The sequence below is a fragment of the Novacetimonas maltaceti genome, from assembly GCF_002906255.1.
GTDB classification, from domain to species: domain Bacteria; phylum Pseudomonadota; class Alphaproteobacteria; order Acetobacterales; family Acetobacteraceae; genus Novacetimonas; species Novacetimonas maltaceti.
Genome location: NZ_POTC01000035.1, coordinates 14,847 through 33,591 on the forward strand (window position 1 = coordinate 14,847; position 18,745 = coordinate 33,591).

The following is an 18,745-nucleotide window of genomic DNA, read 5'->3' on the forward strand; positions in this document are numbered from 1 at the left end:
ATCAGGGTGCAGGGAGCGCGCTCCCTGCCGGGTCCGGGCAGCGCCCGGATGTCACACGCGCCGACTGCCTCAGGGGCGTTGCCCCTGAAACCCCACCAAAGGGCATCGCCCTTTGGAAACCATGACTTTTAAACAGATCAGGGTGCAGGGAGCGCGCTCCCTGCCGGGTCCGGAGCAAGCCGCCCGGATGTCCCACGCGCCAACGGCCTCAGGGGTGGTGCGGACACTCCCCGCGCACAGGGTTTACAACGATAGATTTCATACTGTAACAGTCAATTACAAAGAGACTACGTGGCTGTCATAACTGGCATTTCGTAAATATACATATGAAATGCAGGATATAATACCCGCCGTCTCGTCGTGTCATGATTTTACACCCTGTGCTGTGGCGGAGTTTTTTCAGAAATGGCGAATACTTATACTGATTACAAGAATGCAAAATATAACATAACGACCAACAGCAAGGGCGACATTACCAGCAGCCAGTTCTTTGAGCTTGACACCGGCGACAACGAAGACAACCCGACCGCCACGCCAGCGACACTGCCGGTCAACCCGGACGGCAGCACCACCGTGCAGGTGGGGACCATTGCCGAAAACAATGCTGCCAATGACGCGGACAGCACCTCTGGCGATCAGGTCACGTACGATCCGGGGTTTGCGAACGGCTCACAGACGCTGACGCTCAACAGCCTTTACCATGATGGGCAGAATACCGGCTTCGTGGACGCCACGCTCCAGAGTCCGGGCGGCGGCACCGAAACCCTCGTCATGCAGCAGACGCCGTATCATACCGATAACGGGCAGATCATGTTCATCCCCAACCAGACCGACAATGTCGTCGCCAACGGTCAGGTTGCCACGTCAGAGCAGAACGGCAATGCCTATGCCTATGTGACGGACACGAACTACACGACATCCAACGACGTCCCCTCCACCATTACCGCGACCAGCAATGGCAACAGCTTCACGCCCGCCACCTCTGCGGCGGACGTCCCTGCGGACGCCACGACGCAGGACCCTGCGTGCTTCACCACGGGCACGCCCATCCTGACGCCGCGCGGCGATGTCGCGGTGGAGGACCTGCGCGTGGGGGACGAGGTCGTCACCGCGTCCGGCGCCCACCGCCGCATCCGCTGGATCGGCCAGCGTCACATGCGTTGCGACAACCTGCCCGCGCACCTGCGCAGCTCCGTCACGCCGGTGTGCATCAGCGCCCATGCCATCGCGCCGGGTGTCCCCGCGCGCGACATCCGCCTGTCGCCGGGCCATGCGGTCGCGCTCACCGTGGATGGCGCGGACGTGCTTGTCCCCGTCAGCGTGCTGGTCAACGGCGCGACCGTCACGCAGCCTGAATGCAGGGTCGCGCATTACTGGCATGTCGAACTCGACAGCCATGACGTGCTGATGTCCGCCGGCCTGCGCAGCGAAAGCTTCATTGATGTCGGCAACCGCCACACCTTCGCCATCGGCGCGGAGGGGCTGGACCCCGAACGCACCCCTGCCACGCTGGCGGATTACGCCCTGCCTTTCCACGACAATGGCGCGGTGGTCGTGGCCCTGCGCGCGCAACTGGCCGCACGGGCGCAGGAACTGGGCTGGCACCTGGCGGAAGCGGACTGCGGCCTGCACCTGATGGTCGATGGGCAGCGCGTCGATCCCGTCATCGCGGGTGGCCTGACGCACTTCTCCTTCCCCGCCACCGCACGCCGCGTCAGCCTGCACAGCACGACCTTCCGCCCCGGCCTGCTGGGCCATGACGGCCACGGCGACCCGCGCGACCTTGGCGTGCAGGTGCATGGGGCGTGGATGGCCGGCGCCACACTGGGGCTGGACCATCCGCTGCTGGCGGGGGTTTTCCACCCCAACGAAGCCCGCGACGGATGCGCATGGCGCTGGACCACCGGCATGGGCACCCTGCCGTCCGGACTGTGGGCCGGAAAGGCCGGGCGCGTCACCCTCAGCCTCGACGTGACGCACACCACACATACCGGCTGGCACCTGCCCCATGAGGACCGCCGCAACGTGGCGTAAGCCCCCCGCAGGGGCGCTGCCCCTGCACCCCACCAAAGGGCATTGCCCTTTGGAAACCATGACTTTTAAACGAATCAGGGTGCAGGGATCGTGATCCCTGCCGGGTCCGGAACAAGCCGCCCGGGTGTCGCATGCGCCGATGGCCTCAGGGGCGTTGCCCCTGAAACCCCACCAAAGGGTATTACCCTTTGGAAACCATGACTTTTAAACAGATCAGGGTGCAGGGAGCACGCTCCCTGCCGGGTCCGGGCAGCGCCCGGGTGGTGCGTGCGCCAACGGCCTCAGGGGCGTTGCCCCTGAAACCCCACCAAAGGGTATTACCCTTTGGAAACCATCACTTTCCTCAACAGGACCGGGTGCAGGGTCCGGCAGGCTTACTGCCTGGAGGAGAATGTCGAGACGGTGGACGCGGCCGATGTTGCCGATTGCGTGGCCGTGGCAGGAACCGCAGGGGCCGCCGGTGCGACGGGGGTTGCGGGAACAGCCGGCGTGACGGGCGTGGTGGAGACCGTGGCCGATGGGGTCAGGTCTGGCGTTTTGGGCGCATGGAAGGCCGACACGGGGCCAAAGACACCGCCCTTGACGTTACGCATCGAACTGACCGGCTTGCGGACGCAGCCGCGCGTCACGATGGAACACACGCCGTCCGTGCCGATGATCTTGTCGTTGTCGCCGCTGTAATGAACGTCGGTGACTTCGTCATTTTCAATGCGGATATCGGCGATACAGGTCTTGCCCGCGCCCCCAAGCGTCGTTTCCGTCAGGTTCGTGATGGATTGCAGCGGGATGAACGTGGAATCATTCGTCGAGGGAATGTTCAGCGTCCGGTTATATTCAAAGATCTGCACATTGGGATTCAACTGCTTGATCTTGTCCGGGATGCCCACGCAGGACTGCACATCGTCGGCCTTCATGCCGATCATGGCCAACTGCGCGCGATGCGCCGTGCGCGAATCGTTATAACCACACCCCGCAAGCCCGACCAGCGGAAGCAGTGCGAACATCCATGAACGAAAATGGCGGGAAACAGGCACGAAAGGGGAAGGGTAAACTGTCATTTTCTCTCTTGATGACGGAGATAAAGGGAGAATTATGAAAAATGTCTGCAGATTTATTGCTACGCGCCTTTATCTAAGAAAATATTACACTCGGAAGTCCATTGTTTTTTTGTAATATAATGACACCTTCGCCCTCACGCTCCCTGCCGGGTCCGGGCGGCGCCCGGATGTCCCATGCACGCAGCGGCATCGCCATTCAGGGGCCTTGCCCCCGAACCCCCACCAAAGGGCATCGCCCTTTGGAAACCATCACTTCATCTCCGAATCAGGGAGGGGCCGTACGATTCGGGGCGGGCTGCGCCGGGTGCATGCCGGCCATCAGGACAGGGCGGGAAACCGCGTGGCATGGCGCTTTTCCGCCACTGCAAAACGGGGCGGGCCAATGATTGGCGGCCCCTGTCATTTTCCGCATTGACTTGCATCCGCAGCGGGGGCATCAGGCGCGACCGCCTACGCATCGAAGTCGTTTTTGGGGGCGCCTGAACCGCCCCGGGAAGCCACGCCATGTCCTTTGCCTGCCTGCCCTCCACCGCCGCACGCCCGCCCCGCACGCAGCGCGCCCTGTATCGGGTGCGCGAGGCCATGCGCGACATCTGGGTCGGTCCCGTCATCGCATTGGGCAGCGTCATGTGCGGCGGCCTCTTTACCCTGCTGACGCACCTGCTCGGCCACGGCGCGCCCTGATCCGGGCGAACCCGTCAGGGGTGCCGCGCGCCCCGGCCATCAGTGCAGGCCATCGGCGCGCGGGGTGGGGTCAAGCCAGCCGCGCAGGATACGACGCACCCGCACCCACGCGATGGCACGGCGGAAGTCACCCGTACTGAGGAAATAGCCCGCGCGCGTGGTGGCCACCTGCAGGGCCTGCGGCCCAAGCGCCTTGAGCATATCGCCCGCAAACTGCATGGGATCATCAAACAGCGCCGCATCTGGCGCTGGCTTTGGCTGTTTGTGATCTTTGGCGCGTTCGACCATCAGCATCAATCCGATTCCGCGTCTGTCCATTCACGACAGGAACCTGACGAAGGCACCCCCGCAAGAAAACCGCCCCGTGTCCCGCAGACGCGGCATTGCACCCACTATGCCCCACAAGTGTAGGTTATGGTCAGTTTCTTACGTTGATCTGTATCAATCCTGAATTTAAAAAACGGCAACCCAGGGTTTATGGCGAAATACAGGGGACCAGACGCGGATTTCATAATATATGTAGGGGATACTTACTGTTTTCTTGTTAATGACATGATGAAAAAGGCAACCCCGATGGCCAGCAGCCCGAACAGCACAGCCAGAGGTTGCAGGTACAGCACCAGCAGCACGACAAACAGCACGAACAGCGACGCATATTTCAGCCGCTGGTCCTCGCCAGAGAACAGGTCATTGATCCCCATGCGAATCATCGCGAACGCCTGGCGCGCCTGCGTGGCCGCCGGGTCGGCCGCGATCACCTGGAACCCGGATTTCTCCAGCCGTTCCAGCACGTCGCGGGCCTGCGCGCGGCGGGCGGCCTCGTTCGTGGGGACGACGCTGGGCGCGGCACCCGGCGCGGGGGCAAGGGCATCGGACAGGGCCGCGACGATTCTGCTATCCATGGTGTTTTCCCCACTTTCACGGCGCGCGATTGCCGCGTTTTCACATCGTTTTCCACATTACTGACGGATTTATCCACACGGTTACCCGCGTGCCTATCCCCGACTCTGTGGGTAACCCGGATCAGCGCCCGCACGCAATGCGCCGCCCGTCCTCCAGCGAGGGATCAACCGTCATTTCCCCACGCGGCACCGGCCCGTCCGCCAGCTTGCGCCCCTTGCCCATATGGCCCGACCACGTGGCATAGGACAGGGTGCGGTAGGTGTTGGCGGCACAGTTGTACAGGACCGAAAACCGGACGGAGGCGAACGGCAGGCCGTGGCTTATCATCTCGTCATCGAAATCCTGCACGAACGTGGCGGAGGCATGGCTGCCGTGCACCCGGATGGAGGAGCGGTCGATATATTCCGTCACCTTGTTCTGGTACGGGGGCAGCTTCTGCAGCACCGGGGCCTGCTCCGCACCTGGCGCGGCACCCGGCGGCGTTGCCGGGGCCGCCATGGGGGCCGCCCATGCTGCGGGCGCGCCGGTGGCCATCACCAGTATCGACGCCATGGCCAGTGCCACACGATCCTTCATATGCTCCTGTCTCCGTTGCATGCGGCGCGGTGGCGGCATGCCTGAATTTATGCAGTAACGGTGTATATCCCATACCGCGACAGCTTAGCATAGGGCAGATGCCGCAATGCAGCATGCCCGGCGCGGCCGCGCGTCATTCCCCCGCGATCTGGCGGAAACGCGTCCACGACATCTTGTCGCGGAAGATGAACAGCACGTAGTAATCCTTGTGCCGGGTGCGCGTCATCGTGGCGTTGGCATAGAACGGGAACACGTCGAACGGCCCGTCATACCCGGCCGGTATCGGGTCGGAGCGCAACTGGCTGCGCACGCGGAACAGGGGCGAGTATTCGTGGCTGGGCCCGGCATTGCGGCGGACATGGTACAGGTTCTTGCGAAAGCGGCGCAGCCGGTCGGGCAGGACAAAGATCATGTTGCGTTCGATGAAGCTGTCGACCGCATCATGGTTGCGCAGGTACTGCATGTCCGGCGTCATGTCGCAAAAAAAATTGTAGCCCCGAATGATCATGTCCATCAAACCCGTTCTGCCGCCACCCGTTCGGGCGCATGTGCGCACCACGCCATGCAGCCATGATACGACCTGCATTGCCTTTATCAGCAAAGCGCGCCCGGATGCGAATCCCGCCCGTGGCGCGATCCGCGGGCGGGGGCGCCAAAACCGGCCCGGGACGCAAAAGCGTACCGATCGGGACGGGCGGGGGCCGGGGGCCGGTGTCGGGCATGGACAATATCCATGTTGCGAATGAATGTGATATATCCTGTTGCGGCCATGGAATTTGACGACATCCCGCGTGTGTGAGCATCTGTTGATGAACAAGAAAATACTTTTCTTTCTGGAACCGGTCTTCTTTCGTGGCTCCCCCCACGAACTGCTTGGCCATTTTCCGTGGATGACCTGTTTCCAGAATTTCTGCCTTGAAAATGACTGCACATTCGCGATTGTCACCAACGATACGCTGAACGCGAAATGGTTTTCCGAACGCGGCATCGACCCCTCGACCACCCTGTTCGCGGTTGACCCCTTCCTTGTCCTGAAGTCGTTCGATTACGACAAGTCCCAGTATTTCGAGGCCGCCTATGGCAGGTCGCAGCGCCCGAATTTCCTGAGCGGGCGGCTGGCGGCCATCCGCGATGAATTCGCGCCCGACCTTGTCGTCATGTCGGTGCAGAATGAAATCGCGCGCGCGGCGTTCGCCGGCATTCCGGTGCTGAGCATCGAGCAGTCCCCCCTGCCGCGGTTCAGCCACATGTTCCGCACGTCGTTCGACCCGTGCGGGCACCAGGTCGGCTCCTTTATCGAGACGCACCACGATACGCTGCGCACGCGGGTCCTGCCGCCCGCCATGCAGCGCCAGGCACTGATGCTGCGCGACATGATCGCCGACAACCTGCGCCAGCGCGATGACATCAACGGCGCGGCGATCGCGAAATTCCATGAACTCCGCCGCGATGGGCGCATCGCGCTGCTGATCACGCAGCCGCCCGACTATCCCACCTATGAGGGCGCGTACAAGCCGATCAGCATGGAAAGCCTGATCTATTCCTGGGCGCAGCAGCTTCCCGAAGGCTGGATCGGCATCCCGACCTATTACAAAGGCCCCCAGACCTACCCGTCACAGGAAATGGAAGCCGCCCTTTCGCTGTCGTGTCCGCAACTGCGTTTCCTGCCGCCCGAACTGGCGGTGGGACATTCGGAAACCCTGCTGCTGCATGCGGATGCGATGGTCACGATTTCCTCCACCACCGCAATGACGGGGCTGCTGTTCCAGAAACCGGTGATCGTCACGGGCCGCTCCCCCTACAACGCATGGTGCCCGCAGGACCCGGCGGCCCTTGCCACCCCACAGGTCCTGAGCGACAGCGAGGTCGCCTCCCTCCTGTGCTTCCTGACGGGCCGCTACAGCGCCACGCTGCAGGAACTGCAGGATTCATCGCAAAGGATCGGGGACATCGTCCGCGTGATGACGCAGGGCGGGGACCCGGCGGCGTGGTTCCTCGATACTGCGGAATGGTCACTGTACAGGGCGTCGCGCCTGTTTTCGTTCAATACCTGCATTGACGGCGCGTGGGGTGCGGTCAAGGGGTGCGAGCGAAAGGCGCTGCTGGAAAGGCTGTCCCGGGAAACGGACAGAAGGCAGGAACTCGAAGGCGAACTTGCCGCCCTGCATGACAGGCTCGGCGCCCTTGAAAACGAGCATGCGCAGCTATCCGGGCAGGAGCAGCAGGGACGCGAGAGGATCCTCGCGCTGGAGGGCGAACTCGCGAAGGTCGTGGCGCTGGAGCAGCAGGCCCGCGAGAGGGCCCACGCGCTGGAGGGCGAACTCGCGAAGGTCGCGGCGCTGGAGCAGCAGGCCCGCGAGAGGGCCCACGCGCTGGAGGGCGAGCACGCGAAGGTCGTGGCGCTGGAACAGCAGGCCCGCGAAAGGGCCCACGCGCTGGAGGGCGAGCACGCGAAGGTCGCGGCGCTGGAGCAGCAGGGGCGCGAGCGGATCCGCGCGCTGGAGGAAGAGCGCCTTGGGCATGAGCACTACAGGACGGCGGCGGCGCAGAGGATCAGCAGCCTTGAATCCGAAAATGCGCGTCTTGGGCAGGAGGTTTCCGGACTTCGCACGGCGGGGGACGACCTGTCGGCCCTGCAGGGGGAAACCGCCCGGCGCCTGCATGAGAGCGAGAAGGAAGCCAGCAGGTACAGAACCGCGTTCGTGACCATGGAATCCGTTTTCACGTCCATGTACGACATGGTGCGTGAAAGGGAGATGGACATTACGGCGAAATTCCACCTGTCGCAGGCCCGGCGCAATGCCCGGAAAGGGATGTGGGAAAAGGCCGCTTACCATTACCGCAAGTTCCTTCGTGACCATCCCGAAGACCTGCGGGCATGGGTCCAGTATGGCCACGCGCTGAAGGAATCCGGCGACATGCCCGCCGCGACACGCGCCTATTGCGTGGCGGACGCCATCGAACAGGTGAAGGACGGGTCATGACCCCTGCCCGCTGCGCTGCGGGCGGGGCGCGTGCTTCCCCCTCCGGTCATGGCGGGCATTTCCGAAACGGGGTTGAAACGTACCGGGGCGTGGTTTAATTCCATCCGGCTGGATTGAAACCACGTATGGACCCCCATGGCACGACCCAAGACGATCGACCGTGAAAAGGTGCTGGAATGCGCCGAACAGGTGGTGCAGCGTTCGGGCGCAAGCGCGCTGACGCTGGATGCCGTGGCGCGGCAGGCGGGCATTACCAAGGGCGGGCTGCAATACTGCTTCGGCAACAAGGATGACCTGATCGCAGCCCTTGTGGAACGCTGGATCACGGCGTTCGACATGCAGGCGGCCCTGCATGGCGGGCCGGATGCCTCCCCCCTGGCGCGGGCACGGGCGTATGTGCGCGTGTGCAGCCAGATCGACGATGCGACGCGCGCGCGCATGGCCGGGATGCTGGTGACGCTGCTGCAGTCACCGCGCCACCTGCAGCGCATCCGCCAGTGGTATGCCGGGTGGTTCGGCCTTGACCCCGCGACACCCGCCGGCGCGCACCCGGCGGAACAGGTACGCATCCGCACCCTGCTGTTCGCGGCGGAGGGTGCTTTCTTCCTGCGCAGCCTTGGCTTCATCGACATGGCGCAGGCACAATGGGACAGCGTGTTCGCGGACATCCAGACCCTGCTGTCCACCCCCGCACCGGCCATGTAGGGCCTTTGCCAACGTCCAGCCTTTTCTATTTCTTGCTATCTTGCACGGATATTTACAGACAATGGATACGACAGGTCACTCCCCCTCTCCCGCCGCCCCTGCCGCCGCCACGGGCGCGGACACCATGGTCATGGACCGGGGCCGCGCCGCCATCGCCCCGCTCATGGGGATGGGCAACAGCCTGACCCACGCCATCTCGTCGGCCTGCGACTGGCTGATGGGACAGCAGAAGGCGGACGGGCACTGGGTCGGTTCTGTCGGGTCCAATGCCTCGATGGAGGCGGAATGGTGCCTGGCGCTGTGGTTCCTGGGGCTGGAGGACCATCCCCTGCGCCCGCGCCTGGGCAATGCGCTGCTGGAAATGCAGCGCGCCGACGGGTCATGGGGCGTGTACCATGGCGCGGGCAATGGCGACATCAACGCCACGGTGGAGGCATATGCCGCGCTGCGCTCGCTGGGTTATGCGGCGGACACGCCCGCGCTGGAACGCGCCGCGACATGGATCGCGCGCAAGGGGGGGCTGCGCAACATCCGCGTCTTCACCCGCTACTGGCTGGCGCTGATCGGGGAATGGCCGTGGGAGAAGACGCCCAACCTGCCGCCCGAAATCATCTGGTTCCCCAACAAATTCGTCTTCTCCATCTACAACTTCGCCCAGTGGGCGCGCGCAACCCTGGTGCCGCTGGCGATCCTGTCGGCGCGCAGGCCCAGCCGCCCGCTGCGCCCCGACGACCGGCTTGACGCGCTGTTCCCCGAGGGGAGGACCCACTTCGACTATACCCTGCCGAAGAAGGAAGGCGTGGACCTGTGGTCCACCTTCTTCCGCAGCACGGACAAGGGCCTGCACTGGCTGCAGAGCAAGGTCCTGCGCCGCAGCACGGTGCGCGAGGCGGCGATCCGCCACATGCTGGAATGGATCATCCGCCACCAGGACGCGGACGGCGCGTGGGGCGGCATCCAGCCGCCATGGGTGTACGGCCTGATGGCCCTGCATGGGGAGGATTACCAGTTGCACCACCCCGTCATGGCCAAGGGTCTGGCGGCGCTGGACGATCCGGGCTGGCGCCATGACCGGGGCGATGCATCGTGGGTTCAGGCGACCAACAGCCCGGTGTGGGATACGATGCTGGCGCTGATGGCGCTGCACGACGCGGGGGCGGAAGACCGCTACACCCCGGAAATGGACCGCGCGCTGGACTGGCTGCTGGCGCGGCAGGTGCGCGTGCGCGGCGACTGGTCCATCAAGCTGCCGGATGTCGAACCCGGCGGGTGGGCGTTCGAATATGCCAACGACCGTTACCCCGACACGGACGACACCGCCGTCGCACTGATCGCGCTGGCCCCGTGCCGCAACCGCCCGGAATGGAAGAAGAAGGGCGTGGACGCCGCCATTGACCGTGCGGTCAACTGGCTGGTGGCGATGCAGAGCGAATGCGGCGGATGGGGCGCGTTCGACAAGGACAACAACCGCAGCCTGCTGTCGAAGATCCCGTTCTGCGACTTTGGCGAGGCGCTGGACCCGCCGTCGGTCGACGTGACGGCGCATATCCTCGAGGCGTTCGGCCTGCTGGGCCTGCCGCGCGACATGCCCGCGATCCAGCGCGGCCTGGCCTATGTCCGGGCGGAGCAGGACCCCGCCGGCCCGTGGTTCGGGCGCTGGGGCGTGAACTATGTCTATGGCACGGGCGCGGTCCTGCCCGCCCTTGCCGCGATTGGCGAGGACATGACCCAGCCCTACATCACCCGCGCGTGCGACTGGCTGCTGGCGCACCAGCAGGAGGACGGCGGCTGGGGCGAAACCTGCGCGTCGTACATGGACCCGTCCGCCATCGGGCGGGGGCAGACCACCGCGTCGCAGACGGCGTGGGCGCTGATGGGCCTGATCGCGGCGAACCGCAAACAGGACTATCCCGCGATCGCGCGCGGCTGCCGCTACCTGATCGACAGCCAGCAGCCCGACGGCAGCTGGCACGAGGAGGAGTTCACCGGCACCGGCTTCCCCGGATACGGGGTGGGCCAGACCATCAGGCTCGACGATCCGATGCTGACCAAGCGCCTGTCACAGGGCGCGGAACTGTCGCGCGCGTTCATGCTGCGGTATGACCTGTACCGCCAGTTGTTCCCCATCATGGCCCTGAGCCGCGCCGCACGCCTGATGAAGGCGGCGGGGTGAGGTGAGGTGAGGTGAGGTGACGGAGGTTCCCGGGTGCCGCCCTGTTTGAAAGGGCGGCATTCTTTTTGAAGCTTTTGAAACGGACATCGTCACTGACAATGGAGTGATGGCGTCCGGCCCGGCTTGTCGTTTCACACCGTCATGATAGCGTACCGTCTGGCCTAAAGATTTCAGGGAAAGCAGGGTAATGGAGAACGGGCGGGCGCTTTCCGTGAAGGAAAAGATGGCCTACGGCTGTGGTGATGCCGCATCCAACATGATGTGGGGCATGACGTCCTCCTACCTGATGTATTATTACACCGATATCTATGGCCTGCCGCTGGTGGCCGTATCGTGGATATTGCTGGTGGCGCGTGTCGTGGATGCTTTCTGCGATCCGGCCATCGGCTATGCTGTTGACCGGATCGGCGGGATGATCGTGCCACGCCTGATCCGCGCCCTTGCCATTCCCTTTGGCCTGACGGGTTTCCTGTGCTTTCTGGCCCTGCCGCTTTCGCCCACGGGGAAAATCCTGTGGGCTGGCGCGACCTATATCGTGTTCGGTGCCATCTATTCGTGCATCAATACGCCCTATGGTGCGCTGGCCGTCATGATGAGCCGCTCCGCCACAGGGCGCGTTGGCCTCAATGCATTCCGCATGATGGGGTGCCAGGCCGGGTCGCTGCTTGTGGCGCTGCTGACCATTCCTGCCATCACCTGGCTGGGCGGGGGCGACAGCGCGGCGCAGCACCGCTATGGCATAGCGGTCTATGTGCTGGCCCTGTCGGTTCTGGGCAGCCTGCTGTGGCTGTGCGTGGCGCGCGGCTGTACCGTGCGGCATCCGCCCGTACCGGTTCGGCAGGACCTTGTGGTCACGCTGCGCCATCTTCTGGGGAACCGGCGATGGGTGCTGAGCAACCTTCTCGCATTCTTCTATTTCGTGGGGCAGGCGGCCCTGTTCGGGTTTGCCCTGTATTACGCCCGCGTCATCCTGGGCGGTACGGAGCAGTTGGGCGCCAACATCATTACCTTCATCACCGTGCTGCTGTTTGCGGGCGTGCCTGCGTGCCTTCCCCTTGCCCGGCGGGTGGGAACCGTCCGCAGCGGGATCATATGCCTGATCGCGCAGGGGGCGGCCTATCTGGCGATGGCTGTGGCGGGGGCGTCCATGACCGGCTTTTTCCTGGCCGTGGCCCTGCTGGCGCTGGCGCAGGGCGTGATGTCGCCGCTCTATTACACCTTGCTGGCGGATGCCGTGGATGATGGCGATCCACGGACCTCGACCGGGTCGGCGGGCCTTGCATATTCGATCAATACATGGGTCACGAAGCTGGCGATGGGACTGACCGGCTTCGTCCTGGCGCAGTTCCTGTCACAGGGCCATTACGTCGAGGGTGGGGTGACGCAACCACCGGGCCTGTCGTTGTGGATCATGGCCGGATTTGTCTGGCTGCCGCTGGGGGCCGTCTGCCTGCAGGCGCTGTGCCTTCTGGCATGGCACAACAGGGGCTGAACAGTGTGCTGAACCGGGCCTGTTATGCGCTCGGATGGACCGTAACCAGACCATTCCCCCCTTCCCGTCCTGCCACCTACCCACGCGACAGCGCCCCCGGCAGGGCAAGGCAGGCCAGAAGCCCCGCCAGCAGCACAAGCAGCAGCCCCGACCACCAGCCATACAGGAAGGCCCCGCCAACACCGCCCAGCGTGAAGGACACGACGATTGCGGCATGCAGGCCCAGCCTCTCACGCGTGCCGGCCCGCCGGTCCGGGCCGACCGGGTGAAAGAACGCATCCAGCCAGTCCGCCAGTTCCAGCCCCACATCGGTCAGCATGCCCGTCATATGGGTGGTGCGGACACGCGCGCCCGAAATACGCGTGACCGTGGCGTTCTGAAGCCCCATGAGGAAGCTCAGCCCATAGGCCAGCATCGGGCCGCGCGGCTGGAGTGGGGACAGCAGGTCCACCGCCCCCAGCAGCCCGAGCAGGCAGGCCTCCAGAAGGATGCTGCGGGCATAGATCGACGGCACGCGGCGACGCCGCCCCGCATTGACCAGCAGCGCCGACAGCACCGCGCCGGCGACAAAGGCCACGACCAGGCCACAGCAGGACAGGACCGTCGCCATGCGGCCTTCATGCAGGCCGTTCGCCAGGGCGGAGACATTTCCGGTCATGTTGGCCGAATAATAACCGACGGCAAGGAACCCGGCGGCGTTCACCGCACCGGCAATCGCCGCCAGCGAACACCCCAGGCGTCGGTCGATGATGGCGTTGCGCTCCTCCCCTTCATGAACAAGCACCCGCCCCTCCCGCTTTCGCCAGTTCCGACCGGGGGCAGCGTAACAGCCACCGCTTCGTGCAACAAAATTCCGGCTTCGTGACTGCGTCGGGGACACCGCCCGGCCCGACATCCCGCGCCACGGTGCCATGCGTGCGGCGCGGGGCGTGGCGGTTGCCCCGGCGGCCGGGCGGCGGCATGATCCCGGGTGGGCGCCATGCCGCGCCATCCCCCTGACATTGCAGGATATCCCCCGCCATGGCTTCCCCGTTGCGTCCCTTCTGCCTGATGCTTGCGGCCCTTGTACCGATGGTGGGGGGCCTGTCCGCGGCACGGGCCGCGCCCGCCCGCACGGGCGCCGTCAGTTTCGAACGCGCGCCCTTCGGCACCACCGACGATGGCCGCGCGGTGGAGCAGTTCACCCTGCGCAACGCCCATGGCGTCAGCGTGCGGTTCATGACCTATGGCGGCACCATCACCGCGATCGAGACCCCGGACCGCCATGGCGACATCCGTGACGTGGTCCTCGGCTTTCCCACGCTGTCGGGCTACACCCATGACAGCGCGCGCGGCGGGCTGTTCTTTGGCGCGATCGTCGGGCGCTATGCCAACCGGCTGGCGCGCGGGACGTTTTCGCTGCAGGGCCACACCTATCACGTTCCCATCACCGCGCCGCCCAACGCGCTCCATGGCGGCACCAAGGGGTTCGACAAGCAGGTCTGGACCTTCGAGGGCGAAAGCACCGACGCCCATGGCGCCAGCGTCACGCTGGGACTGGTCAGTCCCGATGGCGACCAGGGCTTTCCCGGCACGCTGCATGTGCATGTGACCTACCGGCTGGATGACACCGATACCTTCAGCCTGCATTACACCGCGACGACCGACCGGCCCACGGTGCTGAACCTGACCAACCACAGCTATTTCAACCTTGCGGGCGAAGGCAGCGGCAGCATCGAAAACCACGTCCTGCGCATCAATGCCGATACCTTCACCCCCACGGACGCGACCTCCATCCCGCTGGGGCCGATCGCCTCCGTCGCGGGCACGCCACTGGATTTCCGCACGCCCCACCGCATCGGCGATCACCTGCGCGATAACGACCCGCAGATCATGTATGCCCGCGGTTATGACCAGAACTGGATCATCAACGGCCCCGCCGGGACGACGCCGCGCCTTGCGGCACAGGTCAGCGACCCGGCATCGGGCCGCACGATGGAGGTCTGGACCACGCAGCCGGGATTGCAGGTCTATACCTCCAACTCGCTTGACGGGGCCTATGCCGGGGTGTCGGGCCGCGCCTATCGCCAGACCGACGCCGTCGCGTTCGAGGCCGAGCATTTCCCTGACTCCCCCAACCATCCCGACTTCCCCACCACCGAACTCCGCCCCGGCCAGACGTTTGACCAGACGACCCTCTACCGCTTTGGCGTCAGCGGGGCGAAAGGCCGCTGAGCCACGCCACAGGGCGCCCCGAACCGGGAAACGGCCCCGTTTCGCCGCAGGACGCCCTTTTCTTTTGCCCGCGCGTGTCTAAATAGATCACCAGAACGTGAGCATAAGGAAGATTCATGATGTGGACAGGCATGGCACGCATGGTGTGCGTCGCGGGACTTCTGGTGGGGTTGGGAGCCTGCGCGTCACGCCAGCCGCCCAGTGACCCCAGCCAGAGCGGCGGCGTGGGTGGCATGACCGGGTCCCCCGGTCAGGATGATAGCTCCGACGGGCCGGGCGGTTCCGGCGGGCCGGGCATGGGCTGAGGCCGCCGATGGCCTCAGGGGCTTCGCCCCCGAACCCCCACCAAAGGGTATTACCCTTTGGAAACCATGACTTCTAAACGAATCAGGGTGCAGGGAGCGCGCTCCCTGCCGGGTCCGGGCAGCGCCCGGGTATCTCATGCGCCGACGCCCTCAGGGGCTTCGCCCCCGAACCCCCACCAAAGGGCATTGCCCTTTGGAAACCATGACTTTTAAGCGAATCAGGGGGCTAGGCGGGGCTTATCGACGTTTGGTCGTGGTTTTTTCGGGCAGGGCGAGCCAGCGGATCCGGGCGTCGCGCAGTTCGAAATTACGCTTGCCCTGCACGCCCATATCCCCGAACGGGTCATAGACGATGCCGGTCACTTCCGCCTTGCACTGCGGGCGCATGCCGGTATCGCCGCACATCTGCTGCGCCTTTTCCGACGATGCGGCCTCCAGCGACGTGCCATCCAGCGGCACGCTGCCGTTCCAGTTCACGCTGCCGGGCAGGTCGTCGATACGGAATGCCGCGCATGCCGCGCCCCCCATGTTGGCCGACGCGATATAGCAGGTCAGCGTCACGCGCTTGCCCACCAGCGACGGCCCCTGCGACAGCAGGGTCGGCACGTCCATGACAGGCGTCGGGGCGGCCGGGGCGGCATGGCGGGCGGCGGCATGGGCCATGCCGGACGTCATGGCGCACAGGGCGGACGCGGCCACCGCCGCCCGCCATGCACGCCCATGAAACACTCGATTCACCTTTGTGGTCCTCCGTGGGGTGGATGCTCTGATGGGCGGGATTTTTTCCCATCCCATCCGCATTGTCACCACGGGGCGGGGGGCAGGCTGTCATGCACTGGTCGCGGTGCGGGGATGCGGCCTGCCCCCTCTCCTCAGAACGGGCTGCTATGGTTGTCGGGCGCGTGGCCAAGGTCCGCGAAGTGGTTGGTTTCCGCACAGCCACGGAAACGGTCCAGCACCGGCGCGCTGCCGTTGAGCGTCATATTGACCACCGTGCGCGTGCCATATTCCACCGTCGCCTGCTGCCCGCGCTCCATTTCATTGAGCAGCGCGGCCATTTCCTTCGGCTTCAGGTCCACCGACAGCGTCGTCGCGTCGTTGGCCTGCATGTGGAAGACATGCTGGTACGCACCGATGCGCACCGTCATGTCCCCGGTGGAGCCGGGCGTCAGCGTCCAGTGGTCGTCCGCGCTGCGCATCTGCAGCGAATCGGCATCGGCCCGGACCATCAGCACCTCGTTCTCCGCGCCTGCGATGCACAGGTCGGTATGCAGGCCGTGGTCGGGGGAATGGTGGATGGCCACCCACCCGTCATGCCGTTCGTCAATGGTCATGGCCGGGGCGGGCGGGGGCTGCGTGTCGGGCGTGGCCAGGGCCTGGCGCGCGCCGGCAGGGGCATGCGCCCACTGCGTGCTGTCCTGCACCTGCCCCGCGTCCTGCGCGTGGGCCATGGCCGGCAGCGTGGCCATGGCCACGGCCCCGGCGATAAGGAACTGATATATCTTCACTTTGCAACAATCCCGTAGTTGCGACCCATAAGGTTGACCCGGTCACGCCATCCCGGCGCGTCCGGCGATGGCAACGCCTGTCCCCGCACTGGCGACGTGACATATATTGTCACTTTATATTGACGAAAAAAGGGCATAGGCATGGTGGTGCCTGCTGCCGTGGTGTTTTATATGCGACATGCCACCTTATGCGTGTGGCCTGTAAAACCTGACATAGCATCATGTCCTGATCCGGGGGCAATGCAGGGTTGCCATATTGTGAACGTATTTTGGTCATGATTTTATGGCATGAACACGGCAATGGAAAATACTAAACAAGATTTTCAGATCCACGACCCGGTGGCCCATGCCATGAACATGATCCGCCTGTTCGGCGCGCGCGCGTCGGGCATCGCGAACCTGCGTTCGGGCATGTGCTTCAGCGCGGGCGACCTGGAAATGGCCGTCACATGGGCGCGCGTGCGCAATTCGATCCAGAACCTGATGAACGAGGGCGACAGCCTTCCCCCGTTGCAGCTGCCGCACTGACCCCTTCCCCTTTGCCATCCTTCCTGCCGTGAACGTGGGCTGCGCCGCACGCCATTGAGGCCGACGGCGCGCCGGGTTATCATGCGCGCACCACATGCGGCGGCGTTGTCACAGGGACGGAGGGAAACAGGTCGGGATGCGCATTTTTTCTGTCGCGGCCCCGGCTGTCGCACCTGCCCGCGTGCTTGGCGCAACAGTGCTGGGCCTGTGCATGGCCCTTGCGCCCTGTGCCCGCGTCCCCGCCGCCATGGCGCAGGAACAGGCGGGCGCGCAGGATGCCGGGTGGTCGTTCTCCCCCGACGGGGCGCAGGGACAGCCGATGGTCATCTCGCGCCAGAACCAGCTTGACGTGATGTTCTACCGCACGCCCACCGGCTCGCTCGGCATGGCGGTGCATGACCTGCACAAACGCTACCGCAACCCGTCGGGCGTGACCACGGCGGGGATCGTGATCGGCAAGTTCGAGCTGGTGCTGCAGATCTTCTCCAAGGGGCGGAAGTGGGACACGGCGGGTGGCGACATGAAGCCCGACGCCGTGCCCGACCTGATGCAGCAACTGCGCGCCACCACCACCGGCGCGCTGGTGCCGCCGGGACGCGACCCGGTGGTGTTTTCCGTCGTCGGCGCGGCCAACGCCCTGTCGCAGATGGGGGAATATGCCTCCGCCCATGCGCAGTGGATGCCGCCGCCGCTGGGCCCCGCGCCCGCCGCCCACAATGCCGCGCCGCCACTGGATATCGAGAAGCTGGCCCACCACCCCTATGACACGCAGCACGGGCGCGCCGTCGCCCTGCCGCATTATCCCATCGCCCAGAACTGCGCGCGCGCGCATGTGGAAATGCAGGACAGCGACGCCGACTGCATCACCGCGGAACAGAAAAGTCAGGCCGCCCTGTCCGGGTCATGGGCGCGCTATGACAGCGACCTGAAAAGCGCGTGCCTGAACATGGCGGGCGATGTCGGGCGGCTGGAGAAATACCAGGCGCTGGAGATGTGCCTCTCGCGCTATCAGGACGACCGCAGGCAGTGGCAGCTGGTCTCCGGCTCCTCCGGCAGTGACGACATCATGCCGCACGACCATCCGGCCACACCGCCCGCCGCCGCTGCGCCCTGAGCACGAATCAAAGTTTTTGGTGAAGCTTTTTCCAAAAAGCTTCGAAGAACGCCGCCTTTTTGAAAAAATCCGGCACCCGAAAACTTTCATGACTTCTCAATCCCATCCCCCCACGGAAGACGCCACCAGATGAAGAAAACCTGCCTTGCCGCCCTGATATCCGCCCTTGTGTGCGGTCATGCCATGGCGCAGGCCCCGACGACCGCCAAAGACAGGGCCAGGCAGGCGGGCATCGCGATCGCCCGGCAGAATTTCACCGACCCACACTATATTCAGGAAACCGAACAGCACGGCAGCGGGGCCATCATCGCACAGCGCTGCCTCAAGACGTATCCCGACGACGCCGCATTGCGCCAGACCTGCGTCATGACCGCCGTGGTGGAGGATTACAACCTCTTTGCGGACACGGTGAAGAAGGCGAAAGGCGACGCAGCCACGCCCGCCGCAAAGCCCGCGCCCCCCACCCC

Annotated in this window: 19 protein-coding genes; 11 read left to right on the forward strand and 8 right to left on the reverse strand. The window is 64.8% G+C overall.

Going from position 1 to position 18,745, the window contains the following annotated elements:
• The first annotated feature begins 405 nt into the window (after positions 1 to 405).
• Positions 406 to 2,034, forward strand: a complete 1,629-nt coding sequence (locus KMAL_RS11700; protein ID WP_110095884.1) for a Hint domain-containing protein — start codon at positions 406 to 408, stop codon at positions 2,032 to 2,034.
• A 374-nt stretch (positions 2,035 to 2,408) separates the two neighbouring features.
• Here the strand turns inward: KMAL_RS11700 and KMAL_RS11705 are convergent, their stop codons facing one another.
• Positions 2,409 to 3,038, reverse strand: a complete 630-nt coding sequence (locus tag KMAL_RS11705; RefSeq protein ID WP_239020105.1) for a hypothetical protein — start codon at positions 3,036 to 3,038, stop codon at positions 2,409 to 2,411.
• Positions 3,039 to 3,596: 558 nt separating this feature from the next.
• On the opposite strand from KMAL_RS11705, the gene KMAL_RS11710 reads away from it, so the two are divergent.
• On the forward strand, positions 3,597 to 3,776 hold the full coding sequence (locus tag KMAL_RS11710; protein WP_110095885.1) for a hypothetical protein: 180 nt from the start codon (positions 3,597 to 3,599) through the stop codon (positions 3,774 to 3,776).
• A gap of 39 nt (positions 3,777 to 3,815) precedes the next feature.
• On the opposite strand, the gene KMAL_RS11715 is transcribed toward KMAL_RS11710, so the two are convergent.
• From KMAL_RS11715 to KMAL_RS11730, 4 genes are all read right to left on the reverse strand, one after another.
• Complete coding sequence (locus KMAL_RS11715; protein ID WP_146044207.1) at positions 3,816 to 4,094, reverse strand: hypothetical protein; 279 nt, start codon at positions 4,092 to 4,094, stop codon at positions 3,816 to 3,818.
• A 212-nt stretch (positions 4,095 to 4,306) separates the two neighbouring features.
• On the reverse strand, positions 4,307 to 4,678 hold the full coding sequence (locus tag KMAL_RS11720; RefSeq protein WP_110095887.1) for a hypothetical protein: 372 nt from the start codon (positions 4,676 to 4,678) through the stop codon (positions 4,307 to 4,309).
• 121 nt (positions 4,679 to 4,799) lie between these two features.
• Positions 4,800 to 5,255 carry a surface-adhesin E family protein gene (locus tag KMAL_RS11725; RefSeq protein WP_239020106.1) on the reverse strand — a complete coding sequence of 152 codons (456 nt, stop codon included), beginning with the start codon at positions 5,253 to 5,255 and terminating at the stop codon, positions 4,800 to 4,802.
• Between the two features lie 133 nt (positions 5,256 to 5,388).
• Positions 5,389 to 5,763, reverse strand: coding sequence for a hypothetical protein (locus KMAL_RS11730; RefSeq protein WP_110095898.1), 375 nt, complete (start codon positions 5,761 to 5,763; stop codon positions 5,389 to 5,391).
• A 301-nt stretch (positions 5,764 to 6,064) separates the two neighbouring features.
• Here KMAL_RS11730 and KMAL_RS11735 point away from each other — a divergent pair, with 301 nt between their 5' ends.
• From KMAL_RS11735 to KMAL_RS11750, 4 genes are all read left to right on the forward strand, one after another.
• A complete protein-coding gene (locus KMAL_RS11735) occupies positions 6,065 to 8,239 on the forward strand; it encodes a capsular polysaccharide export protein, LipB/KpsS family (protein WP_146044208.1) in 2,175 nt (724 codons plus the stop codon).
• 135 nt (positions 8,240 to 8,374) lie between these two features.
• Positions 8,375 to 8,944, forward strand: a complete 570-nt coding sequence (locus tag KMAL_RS11740) for a TetR/AcrR family transcriptional regulator (protein ID WP_110095890.1) — start codon at positions 8,375 to 8,377, stop codon at positions 8,942 to 8,944.
• A gap of 124 nt (positions 8,945 to 9,068) precedes the next feature.
• The gene (shc, locus tag KMAL_RS11745) at positions 9,069 to 11,117 is read left to right on the forward strand and encodes a squalene--hopene cyclase (RefSeq protein WP_408887921.1); all 2,049 of its coding nucleotides are present in this window, start codon (positions 9,069 to 9,071) and stop codon (positions 11,115 to 11,117) included.
• Between the two features lie 187 nt (positions 11,118 to 11,304).
• Positions 11,305 to 12,609 (forward strand): MFS transporter, encoded by a 1,305-nt coding sequence (locus KMAL_RS11750; protein WP_110095892.1) that lies wholly within the window; start codon positions 11,305 to 11,307, stop codon positions 12,607 to 12,609.
• Between the two features lie 76 nt (positions 12,610 to 12,685).
• On the opposite strand, the gene KMAL_RS11755 is transcribed toward KMAL_RS11750, so the two are convergent.
• Positions 12,686 to 13,393 (reverse strand): YoaK family protein, encoded by a 708-nt coding sequence (locus tag KMAL_RS11755; RefSeq protein WP_110095893.1) that lies wholly within the window; start codon positions 13,391 to 13,393, stop codon positions 12,686 to 12,688.
• A gap of 236 nt (positions 13,394 to 13,629) precedes the next feature.
• Between KMAL_RS11755 and KMAL_RS11760 the strand changes: the two genes are divergently transcribed.
• Together KMAL_RS11760 and KMAL_RS16950 are read left to right on the forward strand one after the other, a co-directional pair.
• Entirely contained in the window at positions 13,630 to 14,823 is a 1,194-nt protein-coding gene (locus KMAL_RS11760; RefSeq protein WP_239020107.1) for an aldose epimerase family protein, read from the forward strand.
• 116 nt (positions 14,824 to 14,939) lie between these two features.
• Positions 14,940 to 15,128 (forward strand): hypothetical protein, encoded by a 189-nt coding sequence (locus KMAL_RS16950; protein WP_146044209.1) that lies wholly within the window; start codon positions 14,940 to 14,942, stop codon positions 15,126 to 15,128.
• 237 nt (positions 15,129 to 15,365) lie between these two features.
• Here KMAL_RS16950 and KMAL_RS11765 read toward each other — a convergent pair whose 3' ends face one another.
• On the reverse strand, positions 15,366 to 15,866 hold the full coding sequence (locus tag KMAL_RS11765) for a hypothetical protein (protein WP_239020108.1): 501 nt from the start codon (positions 15,864 to 15,866) through the stop codon (positions 15,366 to 15,368).
• A gap of 134 nt (positions 15,867 to 16,000) precedes the next feature.
• On the reverse strand, positions 16,001 to 16,636 hold the full coding sequence (locus KMAL_RS11770) for a hypothetical protein (protein ID WP_110095894.1): 636 nt from the start codon (positions 16,634 to 16,636) through the stop codon (positions 16,001 to 16,003).
• A 300-nt stretch (positions 16,637 to 16,936) separates the two neighbouring features.
• Here KMAL_RS11770 and KMAL_RS11775 point away from each other — a divergent pair, with 300 nt between their 5' ends.
• The 3 genes from KMAL_RS11775 to KMAL_RS11785 form a co-directional block, all read left to right on the forward strand.
• Entirely contained in the window at positions 16,937 to 17,164 is a 228-nt protein-coding gene (locus KMAL_RS11775; protein ID WP_146044210.1) for a hypothetical protein, read from the forward strand.
• A 136-nt stretch (positions 17,165 to 17,300) separates the two neighbouring features.
• Positions 17,301 to 18,278, forward strand: a complete 978-nt coding sequence (locus KMAL_RS11780) for a hypothetical protein (RefSeq protein WP_110095896.1) — start codon at positions 17,301 to 17,303, stop codon at positions 18,276 to 18,278.
• A gap of 129 nt (positions 18,279 to 18,407) precedes the next feature.
• Positions 18,408 to 18,745 (forward strand): hypothetical protein (locus KMAL_RS11785; RefSeq protein ID WP_146044211.1); only part of this gene is annotated, 338 nt, incomplete at its 3' end.

Excerpts from the sequence above, each read along its gene's own strand:
- KMAL_RS11780 (WP_110095896.1), top strand. The coding sequence starts at position 17,301 with ATGCGCATTTTTTCTGTCGCGGCCCCGGCTGTCGCACCTGCCCGCGTG.
- KMAL_RS11710 (WP_110095885.1), top strand. The coding sequence starts at position 3,597 with ATGTCCTTTGCCTGCCTGCCCTCCACCGCCGCACGCCCGCCCCGCACG.
- KMAL_RS11750 (WP_110095892.1), top strand. The coding sequence starts at position 11,305 with ATGGAGAACGGGCGGGCGCTTTCCGTGAAGGAAAAGATGGCCTACGGC.
- KMAL_RS11760 (WP_239020107.1), top strand. The coding sequence starts at position 13,630 with ATGGCTTCCCCGTTGCGTCCCTTCTGCCTGATGCTTGCGGCCCTTGTA.
- KMAL_RS11730 (WP_110095898.1), bottom strand. The coding sequence starts at position 5,763 with ATGATCATTCGGGGCTACAATTTTTTTTGCGACATGACGCCGGACATG.
- KMAL_RS11775 (WP_146044210.1), top strand. The coding sequence starts at position 16,937 with ATGGAAAATACTAAACAAGATTTTCAGATCCACGACCCGGTGGCCCAT.
- shc (WP_408887921.1), top strand. The coding sequence starts at position 9,069 with ATGGTCATGGACCGGGGCCGCGCCGCCATCGCCCCGCTCATGGGGATG.
- KMAL_RS11720 (WP_110095887.1), bottom strand. The coding sequence starts at position 4,678 with ATGGATAGCAGAATCGTCGCGGCCCTGTCCGATGCCCTTGCCCCCGCG.
- KMAL_RS11740 (WP_110095890.1), top strand. The coding sequence starts at position 8,375 with ATGGCACGACCCAAGACGATCGACCGTGAAAAGGTGCTGGAATGCGCC.
- KMAL_RS11735 (WP_146044208.1), top strand. The coding sequence starts at position 6,065 with ATGAACAAGAAAATACTTTTCTTTCTGGAACCGGTCTTCTTTCGTGGC.
- KMAL_RS16950 (WP_146044209.1), top strand. The coding sequence starts at position 14,940 with ATGATGTGGACAGGCATGGCACGCATGGTGTGCGTCGCGGGACTTCTG.
- KMAL_RS11705 (WP_239020105.1), bottom strand. The coding sequence starts at position 3,038 with ATGTTCGCACTGCTTCCGCTGGTCGGGCTTGCGGGGTGTGGTTATAAC.
- KMAL_RS11725 (WP_239020106.1), bottom strand. The coding sequence starts at position 5,255 with ATGAAGGATCGTGTGGCACTGGCCATGGCGTCGATACTGGTGATGGCC.
- KMAL_RS11700 (WP_110095884.1), top strand. The coding sequence starts at position 406 with ATGGCGAATACTTATACTGATTACAAGAATGCAAAATATAACATAACG.
- KMAL_RS11715 (WP_146044207.1), bottom strand. The coding sequence starts at position 4,094 with ATGGACAGACGCGGAATCGGATTGATGCTGATGGTCGAACGCGCCAAA.